General features: G+C 73.8%; 21 protein-coding genes. 10 read left to right on the top strand and 11 right to left on the bottom strand.

What is annotated here, in order from left to right; translation table 11 throughout:
• Positions 1-122 precede the first annotated feature (122 nt).
• Complete coding sequence (locus AYX06_RS06540; protein ID WP_062735080.1) at positions 123-1,865, bottom strand: bifunctional 3'-5' exonuclease/DNA polymerase; 1,743 nt, start codon at positions 1,863-1,865, stop codon at positions 123-125.
• Positions 1,866-2,008: 143 nt separating this feature from the next.
• On the opposite strand from AYX06_RS06540, the gene ssd reads away from it, so the two are divergent.
• The 7 genes from ssd (at position 2,009) to AYX06_RS06505 (ending at position 7,195) form a co-directional block, all read left to right on the top strand.
• Positions 2,009-3,100, top strand: a complete 1,092-nt coding sequence (gene ssd, locus AYX06_RS06535; protein WP_062735079.1) for a septum site-determining protein Ssd — start codon at positions 2,009-2,011, stop codon at positions 3,098-3,100.
• On the top strand, positions 3,097-4,290 hold the full coding sequence (locus AYX06_RS06530) for a TadA family conjugal transfer-associated ATPase (protein WP_232319409.1): 1,194 nt from the start codon (positions 3,097-3,099) through the stop codon (positions 4,288-4,290). Before ssd ends, AYX06_RS06530 begins: the two co-directional genes overlap by 4 nt.
• A complete protein-coding gene (locus tag AYX06_RS06525) occupies positions 4,287-5,039 on the top strand; it encodes a type II secretion system F family protein (protein WP_062735078.1) in 753 nt (250 codons plus the stop codon). Before AYX06_RS06530 ends, AYX06_RS06525 begins: the two co-directional genes overlap by 4 nt.
• A complete protein-coding gene (locus AYX06_RS06520; RefSeq protein ID WP_062735077.1) occupies positions 5,036-5,602 on the top strand; it encodes a type II secretion system F family protein in 567 nt (188 codons plus the stop codon). The genes AYX06_RS06525 and AYX06_RS06520 overlap by 4 nt, the downstream gene beginning before the upstream one ends.
• Positions 5,603-5,724: 122 nt before the next feature.
• Positions 5,725-6,039: a DUF4244 domain-containing protein gene (locus AYX06_RS19195; protein ID WP_084271482.1), complete on the top strand. Its 315-nt coding sequence runs from the start codon at positions 5,725-5,727 to the stop codon at positions 6,037-6,039.
• A gap of 342 nt (positions 6,040-6,381) precedes the next feature.
• On the top strand, positions 6,382-6,783 hold the full coding sequence (locus AYX06_RS06510; protein ID WP_062735076.1) for a TadE family type IV pilus minor pilin: 402 nt from the start codon (positions 6,382-6,384) through the stop codon (positions 6,781-6,783).
• A complete protein-coding gene (locus tag AYX06_RS06505; protein WP_232319408.1) occupies positions 6,776-7,195 on the top strand; it encodes an Rv3654c family TadE-like protein in 420 nt (139 codons plus the stop codon). Before AYX06_RS06510 ends, AYX06_RS06505 begins: the two co-directional genes overlap by 8 nt.
• A 4-nt stretch (positions 7,196-7,199) precedes the next feature.
• On the opposite strand, the gene AYX06_RS06500 is transcribed toward AYX06_RS06505, so the two are convergent.
• The 5 genes from AYX06_RS06500 to AYX06_RS06480 all read right to left on the bottom strand — a co-directional run bounded on the left by AYX06_RS06500 (position 7,200) and on the right by AYX06_RS06480 (position 14,621).
• Complete coding sequence (locus AYX06_RS06500) at positions 7,200-9,542, bottom strand: DEAD/DEAH box helicase (RefSeq protein ID WP_062735075.1); 2,343 nt, start codon at positions 9,540-9,542, stop codon at positions 7,200-7,202.
• Between the two features lie 210 nt (positions 9,543-9,752).
• Complete coding sequence (locus AYX06_RS06495) at positions 9,753-11,531, bottom strand: glycoside hydrolase family 13 protein (RefSeq protein ID WP_062735074.1); 1,779 nt, start codon at positions 11,529-11,531, stop codon at positions 9,753-9,755.
• Positions 11,528-12,436: a carbohydrate ABC transporter permease gene (locus AYX06_RS06490; protein WP_062735073.1), complete on the bottom strand. Its 909-nt coding sequence runs from the start codon at positions 12,434-12,436 to the stop codon at positions 11,528-11,530. Before AYX06_RS06490 ends, AYX06_RS06495 begins: the two co-directional genes overlap by 4 nt.
• Positions 12,436-13,347, bottom strand: a complete 912-nt coding sequence (locus tag AYX06_RS06485) for a carbohydrate ABC transporter permease (RefSeq protein WP_062735072.1) — start codon at positions 13,345-13,347, stop codon at positions 12,436-12,438. The genes AYX06_RS06490 and AYX06_RS06485 overlap by 1 nt, the downstream gene beginning before the upstream one ends.
• The gene (locus tag AYX06_RS06480) at positions 13,344-14,621 is read right to left on the bottom strand and encodes an ABC transporter substrate-binding protein (protein ID WP_062735071.1); all 1,278 of its coding nucleotides are present in this window, start codon (positions 14,619-14,621) and stop codon (positions 13,344-13,346) included. The genes AYX06_RS06485 and AYX06_RS06480 overlap by 4 nt, the downstream gene beginning before the upstream one ends.
• 185 nt (positions 14,622-14,806) lie before the next feature.
• Here AYX06_RS06480 and AYX06_RS06475 point away from each other — a divergent pair, with 185 nt between their 5' ends.
• Both AYX06_RS06475 and AYX06_RS06470 read left to right on the top strand, forming a co-directional pair.
• Positions 14,807-16,003 (top strand): ROK family transcriptional regulator, encoded by a 1,197-nt coding sequence (locus AYX06_RS06475; RefSeq protein WP_062735070.1) that lies wholly within the window; start codon positions 14,807-14,809, stop codon positions 16,001-16,003.
• A 222-nt stretch (positions 16,004-16,225) separates the two neighbouring features.
• Positions 16,226-17,116 carry an aldose 1-epimerase family protein gene (locus AYX06_RS06470; RefSeq protein WP_062735069.1) on the top strand — a complete coding sequence of 297 codons (891 nt, stop codon included), beginning with the start codon at positions 16,226-16,228 and terminating at the stop codon, positions 17,114-17,116.
• Between the two features lie 141 nt (positions 17,117-17,257).
• Here the strand turns inward: AYX06_RS06470 and AYX06_RS06465 are convergent, their stop codons facing one another.
• A complete protein-coding gene (locus AYX06_RS06465; RefSeq protein WP_062735068.1) occupies positions 17,258-17,890 on the bottom strand; it encodes an NAD(P)-dependent oxidoreductase in 633 nt (210 codons plus the stop codon).
• 143 nt (positions 17,891-18,033) lie between these two features.
• On the opposite strand from AYX06_RS06465, the gene AYX06_RS06460 reads away from it, so the two are divergent.
• Positions 18,034-18,516, top strand: a complete 483-nt coding sequence (locus AYX06_RS06460) for a MarR family winged helix-turn-helix transcriptional regulator (RefSeq protein ID WP_062735067.1) — start codon at positions 18,034-18,036, stop codon at positions 18,514-18,516.
• A gap of 166 nt (positions 18,517-18,682) precedes the next feature.
• Here the strand turns inward: AYX06_RS06460 and AYX06_RS06455 are convergent, their stop codons facing one another.
• The 4 genes from AYX06_RS06455 to AYX06_RS06440 form a co-directional block, all read right to left on the bottom strand.
• Positions 18,683-20,914 (bottom strand): alpha-galactosidase, encoded by a 2,232-nt coding sequence (locus tag AYX06_RS06455; protein ID WP_232319407.1) that lies wholly within the window; start codon positions 20,912-20,914, stop codon positions 18,683-18,685.
• A complete protein-coding gene (locus AYX06_RS06450; protein WP_062735066.1) occupies positions 20,911-23,970 on the bottom strand; it encodes a glycoside hydrolase family 2 TIM barrel-domain containing protein in 3,060 nt (1,019 codons plus the stop codon). Before AYX06_RS06450 ends, AYX06_RS06455 begins: the two co-directional genes overlap by 4 nt.
• Positions 23,971-24,774: a carbohydrate ABC transporter permease gene (locus AYX06_RS06445; protein WP_232319406.1), complete on the bottom strand. Its 804-nt coding sequence runs from the start codon at positions 24,772-24,774 to the stop codon at positions 23,971-23,973.
• Between the two features lie 77 nt (positions 24,775-24,851).
• The gene (locus AYX06_RS06440) at positions 24,852-25,817 is read right to left on the bottom strand and encodes a carbohydrate ABC transporter permease (protein WP_062735064.1); all 966 of its coding nucleotides are present in this window, start codon (positions 25,815-25,817) and stop codon (positions 24,852-24,854) included.
• Between the last annotated feature and the right edge of the window lie 37 nt (positions 25,818-25,854).

The following is a 25,854-nucleotide window of genomic DNA, read 5'->3' as shown; positions in this document are numbered from 1 at the left end:
GGGCCCGTGCTGAGCGTTGCGCCCAGGCCGGGGCAGGGCCCTGTGCTGGGCCCGGTGCCGGGGCGGGGCCGGCGGCCCGAGTCCCGGCCCGCAGGTCCCGGCGCGGTCCGCCACCGGGCCGCTCACTTGGCGTCCGCGTAGGACTCCACCACGGCCACGCTGACGGGGAACTCCACCGGGATCCGGCCGAACACCATCCGCCCCGCCTGCTCGGCGCATCCCCGGACCAGCTCGGCCGCGCGCTCGGCGTCCTCCTGGGCGCAGTGCAGCACGATCTCGTCGTGCAGGAAGAAGACGAGCTCGGCGTCGAATCCCTCCCGCACCAGGGCGGAGCGGATGGCGCCCATCCAGCACATCGCCCACTCCGCCGCGGTGCCCTGCACCACGAAGTTGCGGGTGAACCGGCCCTGGCCGCGGGCCATCGCCCCGGCGCGCCGCTCGGCCTCCGCCGTCGCGGTGTCGCGCTGGGCCGCGTCCCAGTCCGGCCCCGGCCGGGGCGACCAGCGGCCCAGGTGCGTGCACACCTGCCCCCCGGTCTCCCCGACGCGGGCCGCCCGCTCCACGTAGTCCACGGCCCGCGGGAACATCCGGGCCAGGTGCGGCATGAGCCGCCCGGACTGCCCGGTGGTGGCCCCGTACATGGCCCCCAGCATGGCCACCTTCGCCTGCGGGCGCTCGGTCAGCTCCGACCCGCGCTCCTCGCCGAGGTCCGCGATGGCCTGGTACAGGTCACGGCCGTGGGAGGCGGCGGCCAGGGCGTCGTCGTGGGCGAGGGCCGCGAGGACGCGCGGCTCCAGCTGGGCGGCGTCGGCGACCACGAGCACCCGTCCCGGATCCGCCCGCACGGCGTCGCGCACCACGTGCGGGATCTGCAGGGCGCCACCGCCGCGGGCCGACCACCGCCCGGTGACCACACCGCCCACCACGTACTCGGGCCGGAAACGGCCCTCCCGCACCCAGCTGTCCAGCCAGTGCCAGCCGTTGGCGCTGAGCAGCCGGGCCTGCTTCTTGTGCTCCAGGATCGGCTCGATCAGCGCCTGGCGCCGCACGGCCAGGTCGGGCACGGCCCGGGCCCACTCGACGAGCTCCCACTGCCGGGTGCTGGTCACGTCGATGCCCGCCGCGCGCATGGCCTTGAGCAGCTCCTGCGGGGAGTCCGGGTTCAGCCCGGGCGCGTGCAGCACCTCCCGCAGCCGCCGGACGGTCCGCTCCATCCGCTCCGGCCGCTCCCCGGGGGCCGGCTCGGGCCCGAGCGCCTCCTCCAGCAGGGCACGGTGGACGTCCTCGCGCCAGGGCACCCCGGCGTGCTGCATCTCCGCGGCGATCAGCGCCCCCTGGGACTCCGCCGCCAGCAGGAGGGTCAGCCGGCGGGGGTCCGCCGCGCCGGCCACGGCGGCGAGCTGGGCGAGCAGCTCGCCCACGAGCTCGTCCACCCCCGGCCCGGCGGCGCGCGGCAGCTCGAACAGGCTCGACTGGTCCTGCGCCGGCCGCGGCGGCGGGAGCAGGCCGGGCGCCTCGTCCTCCGGCAGGGCCGGCAGGACGGGAGCGTAGGGGAGGGGACCCTGCGCCCCGGAGCCGTGCGCGGTCGCGGCCGTGGCGAGGATCGCCTGGCACAGCCGCAGGTCGTGGCACCGTTCGACCCGCGCTCCCGCGGCCAGCAGCTCGGGATAGACCGCTCCGGTGCGCTCCCACGTCCAGCGCGGGGCGGTGTCCCCGGCCCGGTGGGCGGACGCCTCCCGCTCGGCGACGAACGCGGCCAGCTCCCCGGCGGGCACGTCCACGGCGGCGCCGGCCGACCCGCCGGTCACCACCACGGCACGGTGCCCGGCCCGTCCCTCCTCCGCTGCTCCCACCACGATGTGCATCAGGCCATTGTCCTGCACGGGTCCGTCACCGTAGGCCGGTGCCCGGACTGCACACGCGCCCGCGCCGCTCCGTGCCCGGCGGCCCGTCCACACCTCCCGCCCGGCCCGGTCGGCGCCCGGCCGCCCGGACCGAGAGTGGGCCCATGAGCACCGCCGCCCACCGCCCCGCCCCGGCCCGGACGCCGGGCGCCGCCGCCGCCCGGGCCCGCACGGTCCGCCTCGTCAGCGACGACCCCGCCCTGCGCGCCACGGTCGGACGCGTCTGCGCCGCGGCCGGCGCCGAGCTGCTGGCCGAGCCCGCCGATCCGAGCTCTCCCGCGCGGGCGCCGCTCGCCGACACCGAGCTGGTGGACGTGCACCACGCGGTGCGGGGCCGGGTCCGGCCCGGCACCGTGCTGGTGGGCCGGCCCGAGGACACCGGGCTGTGGGACCGGGCCGCCGAGCTCGGCGGCTGCACCGTCGCGGTGCTGCCGGACGCCGCCGGCTGGCTCGCCGACCTGCTCTGCGCGCGGAGCGCGGGCGGACCCGGCCCGGGCGGGACGGGGCACGTCGTGGGCGTGCTGGGCGCGGTGGGCGGGGCGGGCGCCTCCACCCTGGCGTGCTGGCTCGCGGACCGGGCCGCCCAGGAGGAGCGCACGGCCGTGCTCGTGGACGCGGACCGCGAGGGGTGCGGCATCGACGTCCTGCTCGGCCTCGAGGACCGGGACGGGCTGCGCTGGCCGGACCTGCAGCGCATCGCCGGGACCGTGCACGCCGAGCAGCTGTGGCCGGCCCTCGCCCGTACCGGCCGGCTGCGGTGGCTGTCCTGGGACCGCTCCCGGCCCGACGGCGCGCCCGCGCCCTACGCGCCCGTGCTGGAGGCCCTGCGCCGGGCCGCGGAGCTCGTCGTCGTGGACCTGGGCCGGGCCGGCCCGGCGGCGGCGGACACGGCCGTCCTGTGCGACGAGGTCCTCGTGCCGGCGCCCCGCACGGTGCGCGGCATGCTGGCGGCCCGGTGGGCCGCGGACCTGCTGGCCGGTGTCCCGGCCCGCCTGGTGCCGGCCGGGCTCAACGTGGCCGACGTGGACGACGCCCTCGCCGCCGCCACGACCGGCCTGCCGGTCGCGGGATCCGTGCGCTTCTGCGGCGGTGTGCCCGAGGCCGCCGAGACCGGCCGCCTCCTCGAGGCCGGCCGCTCCCGTCGGCTCGGCCGGGACGTGGCCGGGCTGCTCGGGGCCGTGGGAGCGCTCCGGTGAGCACCTCCCCGCCCGAGCTGCCGGACGCGCTGCTGGAGGACGTGCGGGACCGGCTGCTGTCCGCCCCGGGCCCGGTCACCGACGCCGACATCGCCGAGGCCGTGCGCGCCGGCGGCCGGGTGCTCGGTGCGGCCGGCACCCTGCACGCGGTGCAGGTGGTGCGGGCCGAGCTCACTGGGCTCGGCCCGCTGGAACCCCTGCTGCCGCACCGGGGACTCACCGACGTCTACGTCAACGGACCCGACCAGGTGTGGCTGGAGACCGAGGCCGGGGTGCGGCGGGTCGCGTCCCCGTTCCGCTCCGACGCCGAGGTGCGGGCCCTGGCCGTGCGGCTGGTGACCGCCGCCGGGCGCCGGCTCGACGCCGCCCACCCGTGCGCCGACGTCCAGACCGCCGCCGGGTACCGGGTGCACGCCGTCCTGCCGCCCGTCTCCACCGGAGGGACCCTGCTCTCCGTGCGCTTCCGGAGCCACCGGACCCTGTCCCTGCAGGACCTCGTGGACGTGGGCACCGTCCACCCGGACACCGCCGAGCTGCTCGCCGGGGCGGTGCAGTCCGGAGCGAACTTCCTGGTCAGCGGGGCCACCGGGGCGGGGAAGACCACCGTGCTCAACGCCCTGCTGTCCCGGGCGCCGCAGCACGAGCGGATCGTGCTGATCGAGGACGCCGCCGAGCTGCGCCCCGAGCATCCCCACGTGGTCGGGCTCCAGGCCCGGCACGCCAACGCCGAGGGCGCCGGAGGCATCGACCTGGCCGAGCTCGTCCGCCAGGCGCTGCGCATGCGACCGGACCGGCTCGTGGTGGGGGAGTGCCGCGGGGCCGAGGTGCGCGAGCTCCTCACCGCGCTCAACACGGGGCACACGGGAGCGGGCACGGTCCACGCCAACTCCGCCGAGGCGCTGCCCGCTCGGCTCGCGGCCCTGGGCGCGCTCGCCGGGATGAGCCGGGAGGCGGTCACGCTGCAGGCCGTGAGCGCCCTGGACCTCGTCGTCCACGTCGCCCGCGCGGGCGGGCGCCGCGAGGTCCGCGCGGTCTCCCTGCTGGAGGAGCGCGCCGGATCCCTCGCCACGGTGCCCGCCGCCGTCCAGGCCGACGGCCGGCTGCGCCGCGCACCGGGCTGGGCGGGACTGTGCGCCCTGCTGGACCGCGCCCTCGCCCCGGCGCCGGCCACCTCACGGAGCACCCCGTGAACGCGCTGCTGGTCCTCGCCCTGTGCCTGGCGGGCTGCTCCGCGGCGCTGCTGGGCGGACCGCTCCACCGGGTCCGCGCGGCCGCGCGGCGGGACCCGGGTGGGACACGGGCGCCGGCGTGGCGGTCCCGTCTGTCCCGGGACGCCGCCGCGGAGGCGGCCGAGTGGGTCGCGCTGCTGCGCCGGCTCGCGGCGCTGCTGCAGGCGGGACGGTCGCCGGCGACGGCCTTCGAGGGCGCCGCCGGTGGAGCCGGCCACCGGTCGCGCACACCCACCGCCCGGCACGTGGAGCAGCTGTGCGCCGCCGTGGCGGCCGCCGCCCGCCTGGGCCTGGGCACCGCGGACGCGCTCGCCGCCGTTCCCTCCCCGGCGCTCGGCCACCGGCCCCTGGAGCGGTGGGCGGCCTCGGCCACGGCCGAGCTGACCCTGTGCTGGGAGGTCTCCGAGCGCACCGGCGCACCGCTGGCTGAGCTGCTCGGCGGCCTCGCCGACGCCCTCGAGGCCGAGCTGGACGCCGAGGCGGCCCGGAGCACGGCACTGGCGGGCCCTCGGTCGACCGTCCGGATCCTGTCCTGGCTGCCGGTGCTCGGGATCGCCCTGGGCATGCTGATGGGCGTCGACCCGCTGCGCACGCTGTTCACCACGCCGTGGGGCGTGGCCGCGCTCGTCGCCGGCGCGGTCCTCACCGTCCTCGGCCGTGCCTGGACGCGAGCGCTGATCGCCCGGGCCGAGGCCGTGGGTGCGCGATGACGGCCCTGATCGCCGCCGCCGCCGGGCTGCTCCTGCTCGCGGCCGCGGCCGTGGCGCTCCTGCCGCACCGGGCGCGCCTGACGGCGTCCTCCGGTCCGGCCCCGGACTTCCGCCGGGCTCCCGCGGCGCACGTCTCCGCCGGGGTCCTCGTGGAGCTGACCGCGGCCATGCTGGACGCCGGACTGCCGCTCGGAGAGGCCGTGGCCGTGCTGGGCGGCAGCCGGGGGCACGCGCCCGGCAGCGCCCTGGCCGGGGTGGGCGCCGGGCTGAGGCTGGGTCTGCCGTGGGCCACCGCCTGGGCCGCGGCCGGCGAGCTGCCGGCGCACCTGGAGGACTACCGCGCGGCCCTCGCGTTCACGGCGACCTCCGGGGCGCCCTCGGCGCGGAGCCTGCGGTCCCAGGCCTCCCAGGTGCGCCGGGCCGCCTACCGGCGGGCCGAGCGCGCCGCGGAGGTGCTGTCCGTGCAGCTCGTGCTGCCGCTGGGGCTGTGCTCCCTGCCGGCCTTCGTCTGCTGGGGCGTGCTGCCGGTCGTGATGGGCCTCGTCCCGGAGGTGTTCCGATGACCCGCCGCGCACGGAGCCGCGCGCCCCCGTCCGCGGGAGCCCGCTCCACCCGAAGCACCGCCCACCGATCGATGCGGATCACGCCGCCTCCCTCCGCTCCACCCATCCCGAAAGGACCCGTCATGTCCCAGCAGCAGCTCTCCCGGCCCCGGTTCTCCTCGCGCGAGGCGTCCCGGCGCCGCAGGTCCGTGGCACCCGACCTCGCGCGGGGCACCGGCCTCACGCCCACCGCCGGTCGAGCCGCCCTGCGCGGCGCCACCGCCCCGCCCCGTCCGCTCCGGCGGGCGGAGGACGCGGACCTCGGGGCGACCACGGTCGAGTACGCCATGGTGGTGCTCGCCGCCGCGGCCTTCGGCGGCGTCATGGCCGCGGTGCTCTCCTCCGGTCAGGTGCGCGAGCTCCTGACCGCGATCGTCGAGAAGGCGCTCGGGGTCTGAGAACCGCGACACCTGGGGTCCGCGGCGCCGGTCCCGGCGCCGCGGACCCCACGGTTCTCTCTCCCCTCCCCGGGGCGGGTGCCTGTTCCCCACGCCCGGGTCCGGCGGTGCTCGGGCCCGGGCCGCCGACACCCGCCCTGTCCCCGCCGTGCAGGTCCTGCTGCCGCGGGTCCGTCCGCCCGTCCGGCCGTCGGCACCCGTCCTGTCCCCGCTGTCCACCGGCTCACCGCCTCATCACCGTCCACCGGCTCACCGCCTCATCACCGTCCGCCCACTCACCGCCTCATCACCGTTCACCCTCCACCTGCTCACCGTTCGCTCACCATCCGCGAGGAGACCGCCATGACCGCCGACCGTCCCCGTCCGTCGCCGCGCGCCGCGTGTCCCGACCGCGGGGCCGTCACCGCCGAGACGGCGGTCCTGCTGCCCGCGCTCGTGCTGCTCCTGGCCGTGCTGCTCGCCGCGGCGGCGGCCGGGATGACGCTGATCCGCTACGAGGAGGCCGCGCGGGCCTCGGCCCGGGCCGCAGCCCGCGGCGAGAGCTCCGCGAGCGTCCGCTCCATCGCGCTGTCCGTGGCGGGACAGGACGCCGCGGTGCACCTCGAGGCCGGGACCGGGACCTCCACGGTCGTCGTGGCCGGACCCGCCCCCGGGATCCTGGGCACCTGGGGCGGCTGGGAGCTGCGCGCCGAGGCCTCCGCCGAGACCGAGGGCGCCCGGACGGCGGGGGACCACGGTGGCTGACCCGGCAGCCCGTGCGGCGATCCGCCCGGTGCCTGTCGGCGGCGTGCCGCCGGCCGCCGACCGTGGCAGCGGCACCGTGCACGTGCTGACGCTCTCCCTGGTGCTCGGCGTGCTCCTGGTGACGGTGCTGCTGCTGGCGCAGGCGGGTGTTGCGACCCACCGGGCGGGCAAGGCCGCGGACCTCGCCGCGCTCGCCGCCGCGGACGTCGCCCGCGGTCTCGCGGCCGGTGAGCCGTGCGGCACCGCCGCCCGCGTCGCGCAGGCCAACGGCGCCCAGCTGGAGCTGTGCGAGCTGGTGGAGCCGGAGCGGGTCGTCGTCGACGTGGGAACCGTGGTCGCGCTCGAGGGACCGCTGGCCCGGTTCGGCGCAGCCCGCGGTGTCTCCCGGGCCGGTCCGCCCGGGGACCCGTGAACGGTCAGGCGCCCGGGGCGTTGCGCAGCAGCGCGTCGATCAGCTTCACCGCGCCGTGCTTGTCCAGCGGGTTGTTGCGGTTGCCGCACTTGGGCGACTGCACGCAGGACGGGCAGCCGTGCTCGCACTCGCAGGAGGAGATCGCCTCCCGGGTCGCGCGCAACCACGCGACCGCGGTGTCGTAGCCGCGCTCCGCGAACCCCGCGCCGCCGGGGTGCCCGTCGTAGACGAAGACCGTGGGCAGCTCGGTGTCGGCGTGCAGGGCGGTGGAGAGCCCGCCCACGTCCCACCGGTCGCACGACGCCACGAGCGGGAGCAGGCCGATGGCGGCGTGCTCGGCGGCGTGCAGCGACCCGGGGACGTCCGGCTCCTCGATCCCGGCGCCGTTCAGCACGGGCCCGGGCACGGTGAACCACACGGACTTGGTGAACAGGTCCCGGGCGTCGAGCTCCAGAGGCTCCTCGCCGAGCACCTCGTTGGAGGTCACGGCCTTGCGCTGGAAGGAGACCACCTTCGTGGTGACCTGCACCTGGCCGAAGTGGACGGTCACCGGCCCCCACGTCTCCGAGCGCTCCTCCGCCACCACGGTGACCTGGGTGACGTCCCGGGCGGTCGTGTAGAAGTCCGGGTGCGCCCGGGTCACGGCCGCGTAGGAGTCCGACTCGTTGAGCTCGTCGACGATGTAGGTCCGCCCCTGGTGCACGTACACGGCCCCGGGGTGGGCCTGGTAGTGCGACTGGGGGGCGTCCATGGTGCCCAGCACCGCGCCCGTGTCCGTCTCGATGATCCGGATCGGCCCGCCCCCGTCCGAGCGCAGGGAGACCATCCCGGCCGCGGACTGCGGGTGCGTCCAGAACCACCCGCTCGGCCGGCGGCGCAGGTGCCCGTTGGCCACCAGGGAGGAGAGCACCTCCGCGGCCGTGGGGCCGAACGCGGTGACCTCCTCGGCCCGCAGCGGCTGCTCGGCCGCCGCCGCGCACAGGTGCGGGGCGAGCACGTAGGGGTTCGAGGGGTCGAAGACGGTGGCCTCGACGTCCACGTCGAAGATGGCCTCCGGGTGGTTCACCAGGTAGGTGTCGAGGGGGTCGTCGCCGGCCACGAACGCCGCCAGCGCCTCCTGCCCGGCCCGGCCCGCCCGGCCGATCTGCTGGAATAAGGACGCCCGGGTGCCGGGCCAGCCCGCCACCACCACGGCGTCCAGGCCCGCCACGTCGATGCCGAGCTCCAGGGCGGAGGTGCTGGCCACGCCGAGCAGCCGCCCGTCCCGCAGGGCCGCCTCCAGGGCGCGGCGCTCCTCCGGCAGGAAACCGGAGCGGTAGGCCGCCACCCGGTGGGCCAGGGACGGGTCGACCTCCTCGAGCTGGCGGTGGGCGATCTGGGCGATCGTCTCCGCGCCGCGGCGGGACTTGATGAAGGCGATCGTCCGGACCCGGTGCAGCACCAGGTCCGTGAGCATGTCGGCGGCCTCGGCCAGCGCGGTCCGGCGCACCGGGGCGTCGTTCTCACCCCCGCCGTCCGTCTGCTCGGGCTCCCAGAGCACCACGGTGACCGGCCCGTGCGGGGAGAAGTCCGTGGTCACCGGCGTCACCTCGGCCTCGGGGACGCCCACGAGCCGGGCGAAGGAGGCGTGCGGCTCGAACGAGGTGGCCGAGGCCCCGATGAAGACGGGGTCGGCGCCGTAGGCCCGGCAGATCCGGCGCAGCCGCCGCATGAGGTTGGCCACGTGCGAGCCGAAGACCCCGCGGTAGGAGTGCGCCTCGTCCACGACGACGTACCGGAGCCGGCGGAAGAACCGCGACCAGCGCGCGTGGTTGGGCAGCACCCCGTAGTGCAGCATGTCGGGATTGCACAGCACCACGTCGGCGTGGTCCCGGACCCAGCGGCGCTCGGCCGGGTCGGTGTCGCCGTCGTAGGTGGCGGCCCGCAGGGTCGGCAGGCCCAGCGCCTCCAGCCCCTTGAGCTGGTCGGCCGCCAGGGCCTTGGTGGGCGAGAGGTAGAGGGCCGTGGCCTCGTCCGGGTGGCGCACCATGCCGGGATGGGCGAGCGCGGCCAGCCGGCCCCGGTGCACGGCGTCCGCCACGGGCGCCTGGTAGGCCAGGGACTTGCCCGAGGCCGTGCCGGTGGCCACCACCACGTGCCGGGGGGCCAGCACGGCCTGGACCTGGTGCAGGTACGGCCGGTGCACGCCCAGCCGCTCGTAGGCCGCGACCACGTCCGGGTGCAGGTGCTCGGGCCACGGCGCCGTCACCGCGTCCCGGTCCGGCAGCTCCCGGACATGGCGCACCTGCTCCGGCGCGTCGCCGCGGCCGAGCAGGGGGATCAGGGAGGCGTGGTCGGAGGACGGCACCGGTTCATTGTGCCACCGCGGCCCCGGCGGCCCCACCCGTGGAGGGACCGCCGGGAAGCGCCCGCCGCGGACAGGACCGGCGACCCGGCGCCGGGCGACGCGGTCCGTCCCGACAGACCCGGACGCGCCGGTCCCGTCGCACGGGGATCGCGGCACCGGCCCTGTCCTGCGGCGCGCGTGCCGACGGTCCGGTTCCGCCGGTCCTGCCCGTCAGCCCTGTGCGGCCGCGCCGTGGACCCGCCGGTGCACGCGCGCCTCCCAGGGGGACAGGACGGTGACGTCCGCCGGAGCGGAGCTGCCGGGCAGGTTGCCGAGCAGCACCTCGGTGCCGGCCCACGCGGCGGCGTCCGGGAGGTCGACGCCCACCTCCTCGCCCGAGACGTTGGCCAGCACGAGCAGCTCCACGTCGCCGAGCCGCCGGGTGAAGGCGTAGACCTGCTCGTGCTCCGGGACCAGCATCGTGAAGTCGCCCAGGACCACCGCCGGCTCGGTGCGGCGCAGCTCGATGAGCCGCCGGTAGTGGTGGAACACGGAGCCCGGGTCCGCCCGGGCGGCGTCGGCGTTGACCACGTCGTGGTTCGGGTTGACCGGGATCCACGGGGTGCCGGTGGTGAACCCGGCGTGCTCCCCGGCGCTCCACTGGACCGGGGTGCGGGCGTTGTCCCGGCCCGTCCAGCGCAGGCCCTCCAGCACGGCCGCCGGGTCCGCCCCGGCGGCCGTGGCGTGCCGGTAGTGGTTGACCGACTCGATGTCCCGGAAGTCCTCGATGGAGCCGAAGGCGGCGTTCGTCATGCCCAGCTCCTCGCCCTGGTAGACGTAGGGCGTGCCGCGGTGCAGGTGCAGCAGCGTGGCCAGGCACGTGGCGGAGGTCACCCGGTGCTCGGGAGAGTCGTCGCCGAAGCGGGAGACCACCCGGGGCTGGTCGTGGTTGTTCCAGTACAGGGAGTTCCAGCCCACCTCCTCCAGGCCCTCCTGCCACCGGCCCAGGGAGGCCTTCAGATCGGTCAGGCGCAGCGGCTTCGGATCGAACTTGCCGCCGGGGCCGTGGTCGAGGTTGACGTGCTCGAACTGGAAGACCATGTCCACCTCGGCCCGGGCCGGGTCGGTGAACAGCACCGCCTCCTCCACGGTGACGCCGGGCATCTCGCCCACGGTCAGCAGCTGGGCGTCCCGGCCGGCGAAGACCTCCCGGTGCATCTCCTGGAGGAACTCGTGGATGCGGGGGCCGTTGGTGTAGGACGCCGAGCCGTCGCCGTAGGGGGTCCCCTCCACGGGCGGTCCGTCGTGCAGGTGCCCGTCGGCGGCGACGTCCTTGCTGATCATGTTGATCACGTCCATCCGGAAGCCGTCCACCCCGCGGTCCAGCCACCAGCGCATCATGGCGTGGACGGCCCGGCGCACCTCGGGGTTCTCCCAGTTGAGGTCCGGCTGCTTGGTCGAGAACAGGTGCAGGTAGTACTCGCCGGAGGCCTCGTCGAGCTCCCAGGCGGGCCCGGAGAAGATGCTCTGCCAGTTGGTCGGCTCCGCCCCGGGGGCACCCGCCGCCATGCCGCGGCGGGGCGTGCGCCACCAGTACCAGTCGCGCTTGGGGGAGTCGGGGGAGGAGCGGGACTCCACGAACCAGGGGTGCTCGTCGGAGGTGTGGTTGACCACGAGGTCCATCACGAGCTTCATCCCGCGGGCGTGCACCGCCTCGAGCAGCTCGTCGAACTGCTCGAGCGTGCCGAAGGACGGGTCGATGTCCTGGTAGTCGCTGATGTCGTAGCCGTTGTCGTCCTGCGGCGAGCGGTAGATCGGCGACAGCCAGATCACGCCCACCCCCAGCGCCTCGAGGTGGTCCAGGTGGGCGAGGATCCCGCCGAGGTCACCGATCCCGTCGCCGTTCGAGTCGGCGAAGGAACGGGGGTAGATCTGGTACACCACGGTGTCGGTCCACCACGCGGGGGCCGGGGCGATGGCGACGTCGTGCTGCTGGGGGCTGGTGGTCATTTGACGGCTCCTCGGGTCACGCCGGAGATGACCCACCGCTGGGCGAAGACGTACACCACGAGCAGTGGTGCCATCGCCATGAGGTAGGACGCGAACGCGACGGTGTAGTTGGTCTGGAACTGGGACTGGAACACATACTGCACGAGCGGCAGGGTCGCCTGCCCGGGGTCGGAGACGATGATGAGCGGGAGCAGGAAGTCGTTCCACGCCCACAGGCAGGTCAGGATCCCGACGGTGGCGTTCATGGGCGTGAGCAGCGGGAAGATCACCCGCCAGAAGACGCCCCACGTGCCGGCGCCGTCCATCCGGGCCGCCTCCTCGAGCTCGAGGGGGATGGAGCGGATGTAGGCGGTGAAGATGAAGATGTTGAAGGACAGGCCGTAGACGACGTACAGCAGGACCAGCCCGGCCGGGTTGTCCAGGCCCAGCTGCGCGGTCTGCTTGGCCACGGGGAGCATCAGGATGGGGAAGGGCACGAAGAGCGCGGAGACGAAGTAGAAGAACAGGCCCTTGAAGAGGCGCCGGTGCATGTTCCGGGCGATCGCGTAGGCCACCATCGAGTTCGTCAGCAGGGTCAGGGCCACGGCCGACACCGTGATCACCGCGCTGTTGAGCGCCGCCCGGGGGAAGTCCGTCAGCGTCCAGGCGTCGGCGAAGTTGGCCCACCGGACCTCGGTCGGGAGCGCGAAGCCGCTGCCGCCGAGCTGGTCGGGGGTCTTCAGAGCGGTGACCACCGTGAAGTACAGCGGGACGAGGACGGTCAGGGCCAGCACGACCAGCAGCGCGGTGAGCCACCAGTTGACCCGGGCGCCGGTGCGCCGTCGTCGGGCGGGGCGCGGGGCGGCGGCCCCGAGGGCGGGGGCGGCGGTGCCGCTGGGCGGGGCGGCGACGTTGGTGGAGGACATCAGGCGGACACCTCTTCGCGACGGAGGACTCGGAGCTGGACGACGGCGAAGACCACCAGCACCACCATGAACACCACGGCGTTGGCGATCTGGTAGCCGTACTCCCCGCCCTGGAAGCCGCCCTTGTAGATGAGCACGGAGACGGACTCCGTGGCGGTGCCCGGTCCGCCGCCGGTCATGGCGATGATGTGGTCGAAGACCTGGAGGAAGTTCTTCAGCGACAGCACCATGTTCAGCGTGAAGAACGCCGCGATCATGGGGAAGGTGATGGACCAGAACCGCTTCCACGGGCCCGCGCCGTCGATGGCGGCGGCCTCGTAGAGCTCCGCCGGCACGGTCTGCAGACCGGCGAGGTAGATGATGATGTTGAACGCGACCGCCTGCCACACGGCCAGGACGACGATCCCGACCCACGCGAGCTCGGGATCGGCCAGCAGCGACGTCGAGAGACGGTCGATGCCCAGCGCGGCGCCGATGCTCGGCAGCGAGTTGGTGAACAGGTAGTTGAAGACGTAGCCGACGACCAGCACCGCGAGGACGTTCGGCACGAAGTAGACCCCGCGCAGGGTGTTCTTGAACCTGATCCTCCCGTTGAGGCCCACGGCCAGGGCCAGGGCGACGACGTTGACCAGGACCGTGGCCACCAGGGCGAACCGGAAGGTGAACCAGTAGGCGGCGCGCACCCTCTCGTCGCCGAACAGCGCGGCGTAGTTGGACAGCCCGACGAAGTCCCAGTCGCCGTAGCCGGGGGAGTCGGTGAAGCTGTAGAAGACCCCCTGCAGCACCGGGGCGGTGTGGAAGATCAGGAAGAGCACCAGGGCGGGGAGCACCATCCAGTAGTAGGCACGTCCGGGGCCCGTGCGGCGGTTCCGGGGCCGGCGGGAGGTGGCGGGACGGGTCGTGGTGCTCATCGGGACTCCACCGCCCCCAGGCCCCAGCTGCGCCGGGTGGCGACCTCGTCCCAGCTCTCGTCGAGGGATGCCAGGAACGCCTCCCGGTCCCCGTCGATGAGGTACTGCTGCAGGAGCGGTCCCAGGGGGACGGCGGGGATGAACTGGTGGTCGAAGAATCCCACGATGCGCTCCTGGTCGATGTAGGGCTGGATCCCGGTCAGCGCGGGGTCGTCGTTGGAGAGGCCCTCGAGGGTCGGCACGGCCGTCTGCTCCTCGGCGTAGTCCTGGACGACCTCGGGCTGCATGAGGAACTCGACGAAGCGCCGGACCTCCTCGGGGTGCTCGGTGTCCGCGCCGGCGGTGATCACCACGTCCACGCCGGAGACCAGGACGGTCTGCGCCGGATCGTTCGTGGCGGGCAGGGCGAAGCTGCCGATGGTGAAGTCGGGCTCGAACGAGCGGATCTGGGGGACGGCGTAGTTGCCCAGCAGCAGCATCGCCGACTCGCCCCGGGCGAAGGCGGCGGTGCCGTCCTCGTAGCCGGTGGCCACCGGGTCCGGCTGGGTGTGCTCGAACAGCTCCGCCAGCTTCCCGGCGGCCTCCGGCCACTCCTCCTGGAAGGTCGTCTCCCCGGCGAAGCGCTGCTCCCAGAAGTCCTCGGGGGTGGTCTGCGGGACGATCGGTGCCAGGGGCGCCTGGCCGGTCCACGCGTCGGCGAGCGTCCCGTAGAAGGGGGTGACGCCGCGGTCCTCGAACGTCCGCGCCGCGGCGATCAGCTCGTCCCACGTCTGCGGCACGGCGACACCGTGCTCGGCGAAGAGCTCCTCGTTGTAGAGCACACCGGCGGCGTTGGCCGCGAAGGGGATGCCGTTGACGGCCCCCTCGGAGCCGGCGCCGAGCTCCTGGACGATCTGGGCGTAGGCCGGGTTGACGTCCTCGAGCGCCGCGGAGCCCGCGAAGTCGGCGAAGACACCCGCTGAGGCCAGCTCTCCGAACGTCCCGTTGGCGTTGAGGGTCAGCACGTCCGGCACGTCCTCCTTCACCAGGCGGGTGCGCAGGGCGGTCTCCGGGTCGGGGACGTTGTCCACGACCACGCGCACGTCCGGGTTCTGCGCCTCGAACTGCCGGGCGAGGTCCTCGAAGTAGGCCACGGCCTCGCCCTTGAACTGGAAGAACGTGATCGTGGTGGGCTGCTGCGCCTCGCCCACGGAGCAGCCCGTCAGCAGCAGTCCGCACGCGGCGAGGCCGGTCCAGCGGAACAGGGACCGACGGCCGACCGGGGAGGCCGTCACCTCGTGCCCGCTGAGGGCGGGGCGGCGGTCCGGGAGGAAAAGCGGGAGCTGGTGCGCATGGGGATCTCCTGCGGTGGCGACCCGCGGTGGTCGCCGGTCGGGTCTTCCAGGGATATATTCAGAGCTTAGATTTATTGCTTGGACTATTATGTGGAGCACATTCGACGAACGTCAAGGGGGAGCGAGTGAGCCGTGCCGGAACATCGCCGCGGCTGCTGCGCCGGACCAACCTGGCAGCGGTCCTGCAGGTCCTGCGCGACGCCGGCGTGGTCACCGTCACCGACCTGATGGCCGCCACCGGCCTGGTGCGCACCACGGTGATCGCCGTGTGCGACGACCTGCTGGACCGGGGCTGGATCCAGGAGGTCGAGGGATCCTCCGGGGCGCAGGTGGGCCGGCCCGCGCGGCGGTCCCGGTTCGACGACCGGGCGGGCTTCGTCGTCGGCGTGGACGTCGGCGAGGCCAGGACCACCGCCGTGGTGGCCGACCTCCGGGGTCGCGTCCTGGGCCGGGAGACCCGCGTCTTCGCCGACCGGGCCCCGGTGCGGCGCCTGGCCACCGTGGACGCCGCCGTCGACGGCGCGCTCGCGGACGCCGCCGTGGTGCCGGCCGCGGTGCTGGCCGCCGCGGTCGGGATCGCCGCGCCGGTGGACCGCCGCGGCAGGATCTCCCACGGTCAGCCGTTCTGGGAGGCCTTCGACCACGGCTTCGAGCGCCGGCTGCAGAAGCGCCACGGCTGGCCCACCCTCCTGGCCAACGACGCCAACCTCGCCGCGATGGCCGAGCGCTGGTGCGGTGCTGCCTCCGGGGTGGACGACCTGGTGGTCATGCTGGCCGGGGAGCGGATCGGCACCGGGGTGATGGAGGCCGGCCGCCTGCTGCACGGCCGCTCCGGCGCGGCGGGCGAGCTCGGCGGCCTGGCCCTGGTGCAGGGCGTCGGCAGCCCGGACGGCATCGCGGCGCTGTGCCGGGCCTGGGGTGCCGAGGCGCTGCGGCCGGGGGCGCCGGCCACCGCGCTGCGGGACCTGGCCGGGCCCGCCGGGACGGTGGAGGCCCGGGACGTGTTCCGTGCGGCCGCCGCCGGGGACGACGTCGCCCGGCGGATCCTCGACCGGCTGGCCGAGCGCCTGGCCCGGATCATCGGCCTGCTCGGCACGCTCTTCGATCCCGAGCTGGTGGTCATCGCCGGGGCCGTGGCCGAGTCCTCCGCCGTCCTGCTGGAGGGCATCGACCGGCAGCTGCCGCGGTTCACCGCCACGCCCCCGCGGGTCGCCGTCTCCGCACTCGGGGACGCGGTCGTCTCGGTGGGTGCGGTGCGCCTGGCCCTGGACCACGTGGAGCGCCACGCCCTGGACCTGGAGCTGGGGGCGGCGGCCGGCTGAGGTCCTCCGGGCGCAGCGCGCCGCGGCCGCCGCGAAGGACCTGCGCGCCCGTGGCGTGTGCGCTGCGCCACCGGCGGCACCGCGCTGATACCGTCGATCCGGTACGCCCTTCCGCCGCCCCCGGCGCAGGAGCGGCTCCCCGCCCCCGGCCCGGACCGCCGTCCTGGTCGCCCCACCGTCCTCGCGGCCGTCGCGAGCGGCCCCACCCTCCAGGAGGAACCCGTGACGTCGTTCCCGCTTGCCGCCGGCGGCTACACCGCACTCGTCGACACCCTCGGGGCCGCGCTGTGCGCGCTCGAGCACGACGGCAGGGCCCTGGTGGTGGCCCGGGAGCCGGGCACCACGACCGAGGACTTCCGGGGCGTCGTGTGCGCTCCGTGGCCGAACCGCCTGGCCGACGGCCGGTACCGCTTCGGCGACCGCCGGCTCGAGGTCCCGGTCACGGAGCCCGAGCGCGGGACGGCCCTGCACGGGCTGGTCTTCGACCGCGACTGGGAGGTGGTCTCCAGCAGCCCGACCGACGTGGTGCTCGCCCTCCGCCTGGGCGCGGACCCCGGGTACCCCTTCGCCGTGCGGGTGGAGGTGCACTACACGCTTGGCGAGGACGGCCTGCGGGTCGGGATCCGGGCCCGGAACGAGGGGGAGACCGCCGCGCCCTTCGGGTGCTGCTCGCACCCCTACGTCGTGGCCGGTCCCGGGAACGTGGACGACTGGGTCCTCGAGCTCGACGCGTCGGGCATGCTGCAGGTCTCCCCCGACCGGCTCCTGCCGACCGTCCTGGAGGACACGGCGGGAGGCGCCTTCGACTTCCGGGCGGGGCGTCCGCTGCGGGGCGCCTCCATCGACAACCCGTTCACCGGCCTGGTCCCGCGCGACGGGCGGTGCACGGTCCGCCTCACGGCCCCGGACGGGCACGGGGCGCTGCTCGGCTGGGACCCCCGCGCCGCCTGGGTGCAGATCCACACCGGCGACCACATCGTGGGCGCGCCGCGCAGCGGGCTGGCGGTCGAGCCGATGGACTGCCCGCCCGACGCCTTCAACTCGGGCCAGGACCTCGTGGTGCTCGCCCCGGGGGCCGAGCACACGCTGGACTGGGAGCTCCGCGCGTTCTGAGCGCGCCGCGCCGGCCGGGCCGGGGCCGCGGCTCGGCTCCCCGCCCGGTCGGTGCCGAGCAGGATCCCCGGCCGGCCGTGCCCGGGCAGGACGCCCGGCGGCGCCGGGGCAGGGCAGGGCAGATGGTCCGGCCGTGCCGGGTCAGGATCCCCGGCCGGCCGTGGCCGCGAACGGGGCCTGCCGGACGTACAGGCCCTGCTCGAGGACGTCGGCGAGGAAGGCCGCCAGATCGGCCCGGCGCATGCCCGTGGACCGCGCGGACACGTGCGCATCGTGCTCCACCCGGCCGGTGGCGGGTCCCTCCAGCAGCCTCGGCGGGCGCACCAGCGTCCACTCCGCACCGGTGTCCTGCCACGCCGCCAGCTCGGCGGCCTTGTCGGCCACCATCGACGGGGCGAACCAGCCCATGGCGGTCGAGATCGCCCGGTCCCGGGGCCGTTTCCGGTCGCCGTCCGCGGTGACGCCGGCGCCGCTGACCCCGACGTAGCGGCGCACGGCGGCCGCACGCAGGGCAGGCGCCAGCTGTGCCACGGTCTCCCGGTGCAGGTGCGTGTCCTTCCCGCTGGGCCCCAGCGCCGAGACCACGGCGTCGGCCCCGGCGAGGGCCGAGCGCAGGGCCTCGCCGTTCCTGCTGTCCCCGACGACCACGCGCGCGCCCTCCGGCGCCCGGGACGGGTCGCGGACCAGCGCGGTCACGCCGTGGCCACGCCGCAGCAGCTCCTGCACCAGCAACCGCCCCGTCCGTCCTGACGCGCCGAGCACGGTGACGTTCATGCTGCCCTCCCTGGTGGGCCTTTCGGCCGCGCACCGGACCCGCGCGTCACGACCTCTCGGCGCCGGCTCCCGAGGGCCGGTGGGTGCCCGTCCGGGTCGGCCAGGCATCGGATCCGCCGCTTCAATATGTGTATGGTACACATGTGAGAGCCGACCTGTCCGTCCTCGACGACGCCCTGATCCGTCTGCGCCGGTTGTGGAGTGCCTCGCGCACCCGCTTCGTCGAGGACGGCGCCACCCCGGTGGAGATGTCCAGCCTGCTGGTGGTGGAGGCCTGCGCCCGGGGCGCGGCCGAGGGGCGGGAGGTGGCCGTCGGCGACGTGGCCCGGCTCGCCGACGTCACGGCCTCGACCGCCAGCCGGCTCGTGGACCGCGCCGAGGCGGCCGGCCTGCTGCGCCGCGCCCCGTCCGCGGTCAGCGCCCGGCGCACCGCCCTGGAGCTGACCCCCGCCGGGTCCGCCCTGCGCGAGCGCGCCGTGGCCGCGCGCCTCTCCTGGCTGGCCGGTCAGCTGGAGGACTGGGACCCGGCCGACGTGGCGCTGCTCGGTGGGCTGCTGGCCCGTTTCGCCGACGGTCTGGACCCGGTCGACGGGGCCGGTGGCGCACCGCCCGCACCGGGATCGTGAGCCGCGGCGGCGCCGATCGGACCGCGATGGCCGAGCGCTGGTGAGCGGCGGCCGCGGGGCGGATCCTGAATCGGCCGGCCGAGCGCCTGGCCCTGGACCACGTAGAACGCCACGCCGTGGACCTGGAGCCGGGGCGGCGGCCCGGGGGGCCCTTCCGGCCCCGCGCTCACCGCTGGGCGACCTCTTCTGTTTCGTCCCGGGCTTCGCTCCCGGCGTCGAGGTGAAGGATGCGCAACGTCTCGGGATCCAGACCAGGGGCGTGGACCCCCATCGTCTGCAGGACGCGCCCGGAGAGGGTGGCCCCCTCGCGCCCGGGCCACCACGGTGGTCGGCGCAGCCCATGCGGATCAGGCCCGGGCGTGACGTCCCGGACATGGTAGACCCGGTCCGGATCGAGACCCCGGAACCGGATCCGGCCCACCGGGTCCGTGTCGGGGGTGTCAACGGCGACGACGGCGAACAGCGCCTCGGCGCCGCCGACACCGACCACTCCGTGGACCTGCAACGCGGGATCCGGGGCATCCAAGCGGACGAGCCGACCGGAGTGAAGTAGGTCCCGGTGTTCCCGATGGAAGGCCACCCACTGCGCGAGTTCCGCCGACTCCTCATCCGTGGCTTCGGTGAGGTCCCACTCGATGCCGAGATGTCCCCACAGGGCTGTGCCGGCGCGGAAGTGCAGACTGTGCATGCGTCCGGTGGTGTGGGACCGGCGGGAAGCGACGTGGGCTCCCATCAGCTCAGCGGGGATCAGCTGCTGGGTCCACCGATGAATCTGCTGGCGTTCCAGCGGATCGATGCAGTCCGACGCCCAGACGCGATCGGCATGCTCCAGGACGCCGAGGTCGACCCGGGCGCCGCCCGATGAGCAGGACTCGATCTCCAGGCCCGGGAAGCGCTCCTTCAGCTCGGCCATCAACCGGTAGGCGGCCAGGGTCTGCGCATGGACGCCTGGACGGCCGTCCGGGCGTGTGCCGGCCTCGATCAGGTCCCGGTTGTGATCCCACTTGATATAGCCGATCGGGTACTCCTCGAGCAGGGCGACCATCTGGTTGCGCACATGCTCGTACGCCTCCGGGATCCCCAGGTTGAGGACCTGCTGCCGCCTGGCCTCGAGCGGCCATCTGCCTCGCGGGCCCATGACCCACTCGGGATGGGCGCGGGCGACGTCGGAGTCCGGATTGACCATCTCCGGTTCGAACCACAGACCGAACTCCATGCCCAGCATCCGTACGTGGTCGACCAGCGGGCCGAGCCCGTCGGGCCAGACGTCGGGAGAGACTACCCAGTCACCCAGGCCGGCGCTGTCGTCGCGTCGGGCGCCGAACCAGCCGTCGTCGAGCACGAATCGCTCCACGCCGATCGCGGCCGCCCGGTCGGCGAGTTCGGTCAGACGGTCAAGACGGTGGTCGAAGTACACAGCCTCCCAGACGTTGAGAGTCACCGGCCGGGGCCGAGAGGGATGCTGGGGGCGCGCGCGCGTCCATGCATGGAAACGACTGGCCTGGTCGTCGAGGCCCTGACCGTAGGCGCCGTAGAGCCACGGGGAGCAGTATGTCTGCCCGGCGGCCAGGACCATCTCGCCCGGCAGCAGGAGCTCGGAGCCGCCCAGGACCTGCCGGCCGTTGTGCAGTCGCTCCGCCCAGACCCGGTGATTGCCGGAAAAACCCAGGTGCACTCCCCAAACCTCCCCGTCCGCGAAGCCGAAGCCGGTTTCCCCCACGCTGAGGACGTGGGCGGCGTCGGCACCGGTGCGGCCCTTGCGGCCCTCCCGCAGATGCGTGCCGACGTCAAGGCGTGCGCGCTGTGGCACTCGCTCCTTGGTCCAGCGCCCGGCGAAGTCGAGGATCTCGCGGGCGTGCCCAGGGATCGGCAGGACCAGTCCGAGCTCCTGCAATCGGTACGGTTCATCGGCGGCGTTCGTCAGCGTGGCTCGGCCTCGCAGCAGACCCGATGGTGTCAGTTGCAGCTCGACGACAAGGCGTAGCCCGGCCTCGCGGTCCTCCGCCGTGACCTGCAGGAGGGCGGGCCCGACGGTCACCAGTCCCGCAAGCGTGATCACCGCTCCGGATCCGGCTGGTTCCAAAGCCACGCCGGTCACCTGGAAGCGCGGCGACCACGCCGTCCCGTTGCGGTCACCGACCAGGCCGGGACGGCCCGTCCAACCGGTGTGCTGGGCTCCCAGCACGTCCGGCCGCAGGGGGACGTCCATGTCGTTGGGTGTGCGGTGGGACACGGTGGACGTCGCGAGCGTGGCGGCCTGTAGCGGGTCGAGGTCGCCGAGGGGCGCCCCCCAGTGAAGGATCGCGGGCAGGCGTCGCTCAGAGACGTCCACGAGGACGGAAACCTCAGAGGTACGAAGGTGCACGACGTCCACGGACGAGGGCAGGCGCTCGGTCACGGTCGGGTGGTCCTTTCGAGAAGGTGGTGGGAGACGGGCTCGAGGACCACCTCGAGCCGGGCGCTCCTGGCGTGGAGCCGGGCGACAGGTGAGACGTCGACGCCGCACGACCGGCTGCCGAGACCATGGTGGCCGACGTCCAGGTGCAGGTACCAGTCCCGCCCGGTGACGTCCGGAAGTTCATGGGGATGCGCGGCCGTCATGAGTTCCTGGTCCCGGTGTGGGCCGAGCGTCCAGTTCAGGCCCTGCGGCGCCGGTGCTCCGTCCAGTTCGGCGTGCACGGTGCTCAGCTCGAGCCGGGTACCGTCTTTGAGCGGGATGCTGAGACGGCGGACACGGGCGCGGTTGCCAGAGGACTGGGGGCGAGGGCCGGGCGCGGCCAGGGACCTCACGGGGAGACGGTGCAACCCGTAGCGCGCCGCGGCGTCCGCGTCAGGGTACGACGGGTGCGGTCCGTCCCCCTCGAACTCGACCTCCCCGTCCGGGTCCACGGGCAGGGTGAGGACGCAGCCCACCCGGGCGAGCGGGAAGGGCAGCTCCGGCAACTCCCAGGAGAGTTCGAGGCGTCGGGCGGACGGAGCGTCGTCTTGGCCCCAACGGTGGGAGAGCACGAACGGGGCGTCACGGACGTCGGCGCCCGGTGCGGCCCACAGGGTTCTGACCCACCCCTGCGTGTCATCGGCGCCCGCTGGCAGGGTGCGCGGCTGAAGGCGATGCAGCCCGTGGTCCAGCCAGCGTTGCGCGGTGGACACCACGATGCCCGGTGTGCTGGTGGCGTCGCGCGGATCCGTGCCGGTGTAGTGATGCCAGTCCGTGGCGTCCCCGGCGGGCGACAGAGTCCACAGCTCGCGCGTGGGCTCGATGGTGCCCGCGTCGTTGTCCGTGGGCGCCCGGAAGACAGAGAGTTCAGGGCCGCTGACCCCCGCAGGTGCTTCGGCCGCTGACCCCTGGGGTCCGTCCGAGGCCTCACTCGGCGGACCGAAGCGCTGGGCATCACGCCTGCAGGGACTGCCGGCAGGCCCGTGGGCATCCACCGACACTTCGAGGTACTGTCCCGGCCCCGGATCCTTGGGCAGGGCCACCCTGTGACTGCTGCGGGGCGCGAGGTCCTCCAGGTCCGTGGTTCCTGTGCGCACCACGGCCCGGTCGTCGGTGCGCAGCGCCCAGCGCAGGCGGAGCCCGGTGAGCGCGGTATGGTCGTGGCCGTTGCCCACGACGACGTGCCCGTGACCGAGCTCGAGACGCAGTGGGTCGACGACCGCCGCGTACTCGACGAGGCCGGGCCCGGGGAGTCCGTCGGCGGTGCACAGACCGTCCAGCACGAAGGCGCCGTCGTGTACGGGTTCCCCGAAGTCGCCGCCGTAGGCGAGCAGTGGCATGCCGTCCGGGGTGACGGTGGTGATGCCGTGGTCCTTCCACTCCCACACGAATCCGCCGCACGCTCGCGGGTGGGCCCGGAAGATCTCCTCGTACTCGGCGAGTCCGCCGGGGCCGGTGCCCATGGCATGGGCGTACTCGCACAGCACGAACGGCATCCGGGCGATCCGCTCCGAGCCGGCTGCGTCCGTGGACGGTACCGGTTCACCGGCCGCGATGCTTCGCGTCTCAGCCGGAGTGGGGTACATCCGGGAGTAGACGTCGGTGTAGGCGGCGTCGTGGTCGCCCTCGTAATGCACGGGGCGGTCGTCGTGCCGGCGCAGCCACTCCGCGGCCGCGGCGAGGTTCGCCCCCGTACCGGACTCATTGCCGAGGGAGAGCATCACTACGCTCGCGTGGTTCTTGTCTCGGTGCCACATCCGGGCGGTGCGGTCCAGGTAGGCCTTCTGCCATGCGAGGTCGTCCGACGGATTGCGCTCCCAGTTCTGCTGGACGAACCCGTGGGTCTCGAGGTCGCCCTCGAGGACGACCCACAGCCCCATCTCGTCCGCCAAGTCGAGGGCGTGGTGCGCTGGCGGATAGTGGCTGGTGCGCACCGCGTTGATGTGGTGGCGTTGCATGAGCTCGTACTCGCGGCGCGTGAAGGCGGAGTCCACGGCGCGACCCCGGCGCGGGTGGAACTCGTGCCGATTGACCCCGCGGAAGCGCACCGGTGCGCCGTCGATCTGCAGGACGCCGTCGGCGGAGATCATGACCCGCCGGAACCCGGCCCTGTGGGTCACGCTCTGCCCCTGGGTGTGCAGGTGCACGTCGTAGAGGCATGGGTCCTCGGCGGTCCAGGCGCGTACCGCCCCGACGCGCAGCTCGGCCGGCTCCGGGTCGTCCACCGTGGTGGAGAAACCGAGTTCGGGCAGTTCCACGCGGACGGGGAAAGCTGCGGCCGGTGCCGTGACACGGCACGTCAGAATTCCCTCCCCGGTGGCCGGGTCGCGGTCGGCCTTGAGGTGGACGTCGTCGATCCCGCCGCGCGGTTCCCCTATCACCCGGACGTCGCGGAAGATGCCGGGGAGCCACCACTGGTCCTGGTCCTCGAGGTAGGAACCCGCGCTGAACTGGTGGACCCGGACCACCACAGTGTTTTCGCCTTCGTGCACGAGGTCGGTGATGTCGAACTCGTGCGTCAGCCGGGAGCCCATTGCTTGTCCGGCCCATCTCCCGTTCACCCACACTCGGAAGGCGGACTCGACACCCTCGAAGCGCAGCAGCACGGCACGCAGTTCCTCGGCGGCCCCCGTATCGACGAGGTGGCCCAGATCGAAGGTGGTCCTGTGGTCCGCAGTGGGGTTGGCGTCCGGCACGTGCGGCGGATCGATCGGGAAGGGATAGACGACGTTCGTGTACCAGGGTGTTCCGAAGCGCCGGTCGCCGTCGAGGTGCTCGAGCACCCAGTGCCCCGGGACGGGGATGCGCTCCGGCCAGGCGACCTTTCCCGAAGAGGGATCGGGGCACTGCTCGAGGGCCTGGGAGGCGGAGGGGAACCAGCGGAAGTCCCATTCCCCTGCCAGAGAGAGTTCGGGGCGGTCCGAGACCAGATGGGCTCGCGGCGGTCGAGACCCAAGGGTGCCATCGGGGCGGGTGAACCACCAAGGATCGTCACGAAGGTCGTCAAGGGTCGCCATCTACTTGTTCGCTCCCATGGTCAGACCCGCCACGAAGTGCTTCTGGAGCAGCAGGTAGATGAGCACGGTGGGCAGGGCGACGAGCACGGCCCCTGCGGCCACCAAGTTGTTATCGGTAAAGAAGTTGCCCTGCAAGTTGTTGAGGGCGCTCGTCACGGGCATCTTGTCGCCGTCCCGGACCAGCACGAGCGCCCAGAAGAAGTCGTTGTAGATCCACGCGAACTGCAGTGTGGCAAGGGCTGCGAGTGCCGGGCGGGTCAGGGGTAGCACGATCTGCCAGTACTGACGCCACACGCCGGCCCCGTCCATCCGGGCCGCCTCGGTGAGCTCCTCGGGAAGGGCACGCATGAAGTTGGAGAGCACGAACACACAGAAGCCCATTTGAAATGCCACATTGATCACGATGATCCCGAGCTGAGTGTTGTACAGCCCCAGTTCCAGGAACAGCCGGTACAGGGGGGTGATAATGACCTGCTGGGGCAGCAGGTTCGCCGCGGTGAAGAACATCAGCAGCGGTAGATTGAACCAGAAGCTGAATCGGGCCAGCACGAACGCCGCGGTCGAGGACAGGAACAGCACGGCCAGGACCGCAGGCACGGCGATCAGCAGCGAGTTAACGAAGTACTGGAGCATGTCGCCCTGCGTCCAGGCCGTTACGTAGTTGTCGAAGGTCAGACGCTCAGGCAGGGACACGTACCCCTTGCGGGCAGTCTCCGCGTAAGGACGCAACGACGTGTAGACGGCCCACAGCAGGGGAACCAGCCAGACGACGGCCACGGCAGCCAGGAGGATCTGGCCGATCACGGCTCGCGGACGCCGGCGGGGCCGCCGGGGCCCGTGTGGGGCCGTGGGGCTGTGCGGAGTCGTGGTCGAGGTGCTCATCATCGGTCCTCCGTCTTCAGCATCTGCACCAGGTAGGTAATGATGAACGCGAGCGAGATGACCAGCAGGATGACGGCCAGCGCGGAGCCGAACCCGATGCGGCTCGCCTCGCCCACGATGTTGTTCGTGATGAGCACCGACAGCAGCTCGAGACCGTTGGTGCCCTTGTTGATGATGTAGACGATGTCGAACGCCCGGAGTCCCTCGATCACCGTCACTACGAGGACGACCACGTTGATGGGCCGGAGCGTGGGGAAAACCACTCTGAGGAACGTCTGCACGGGCCCGGCCCCATCGAGGGCAGCGGCTTCCCGCAGGGAATTGTCGACGCCCTTCAGGCCCGCCAGGTAGAGCACCATGATGTAGCCGATGTGGCGCCAGGACGCGGCGACGAGAACGGCCCAGAGATTCACGTCCGGATCGCCCAGCCAGTTCACCTGCGAGCCGCTGAGCTGGTTCAGCAGCCCCTGGTCGGGTGAGTAGATGAGGGTCCAGATGAAACCGACCAGCGCGAGGGAGAGCACGACCGGCAGGTAGAACACGGACTGGTAGAAGCGGCTGCCACGAATCTCGCGGTCCAGCACGATCGCCAGAAGCAGGCCCAGCGGAGTAGCCACCAGCAGCAGGACGGCGAGCCAGATCAGGTTGTGCCTCAGCGCGGGCCAGAACGGCGGATAGATCGTGGTGATCTGCTCGTAGTTGGCCAGACCCACGAACTGGGCCGGGGTGACGCCGTTCCAGCGGGTGAAGGACAGCCCCACCGAGGCGAGGGCGGGGCCCCAGACGAACGTCAGCACGATGAGCGCGGGGATCCCGGCCATCGCGATCAGGGTGAGCCGGTCACCCCGGCTGTAGCGGGGGGTCCGCCGCCGGGGGCGCCGGCGCGACGTGGGCGGGCTCGGGTCGGTGGGGGCGGTGCCGGCGCGGGCCGGGGTGCCCAGGTCGGGATCGGCGGTGGTGCTCATGGTGTGCTCCTACGTGGGAGGGGCGCGGTCCCTTCCG

Source organism: Kocuria turfanensis (genome assembly GCF_001580365.1).
Lineage (GTDB): Bacteria > Actinomycetota > Actinomycetes > Actinomycetales > Micrococcaceae > Kocuria > Kocuria turfanensis.
Note: the sequence above shows the minus strand (reverse complement) of the source record. Positions and strands in the feature narration are given on the sequence as shown.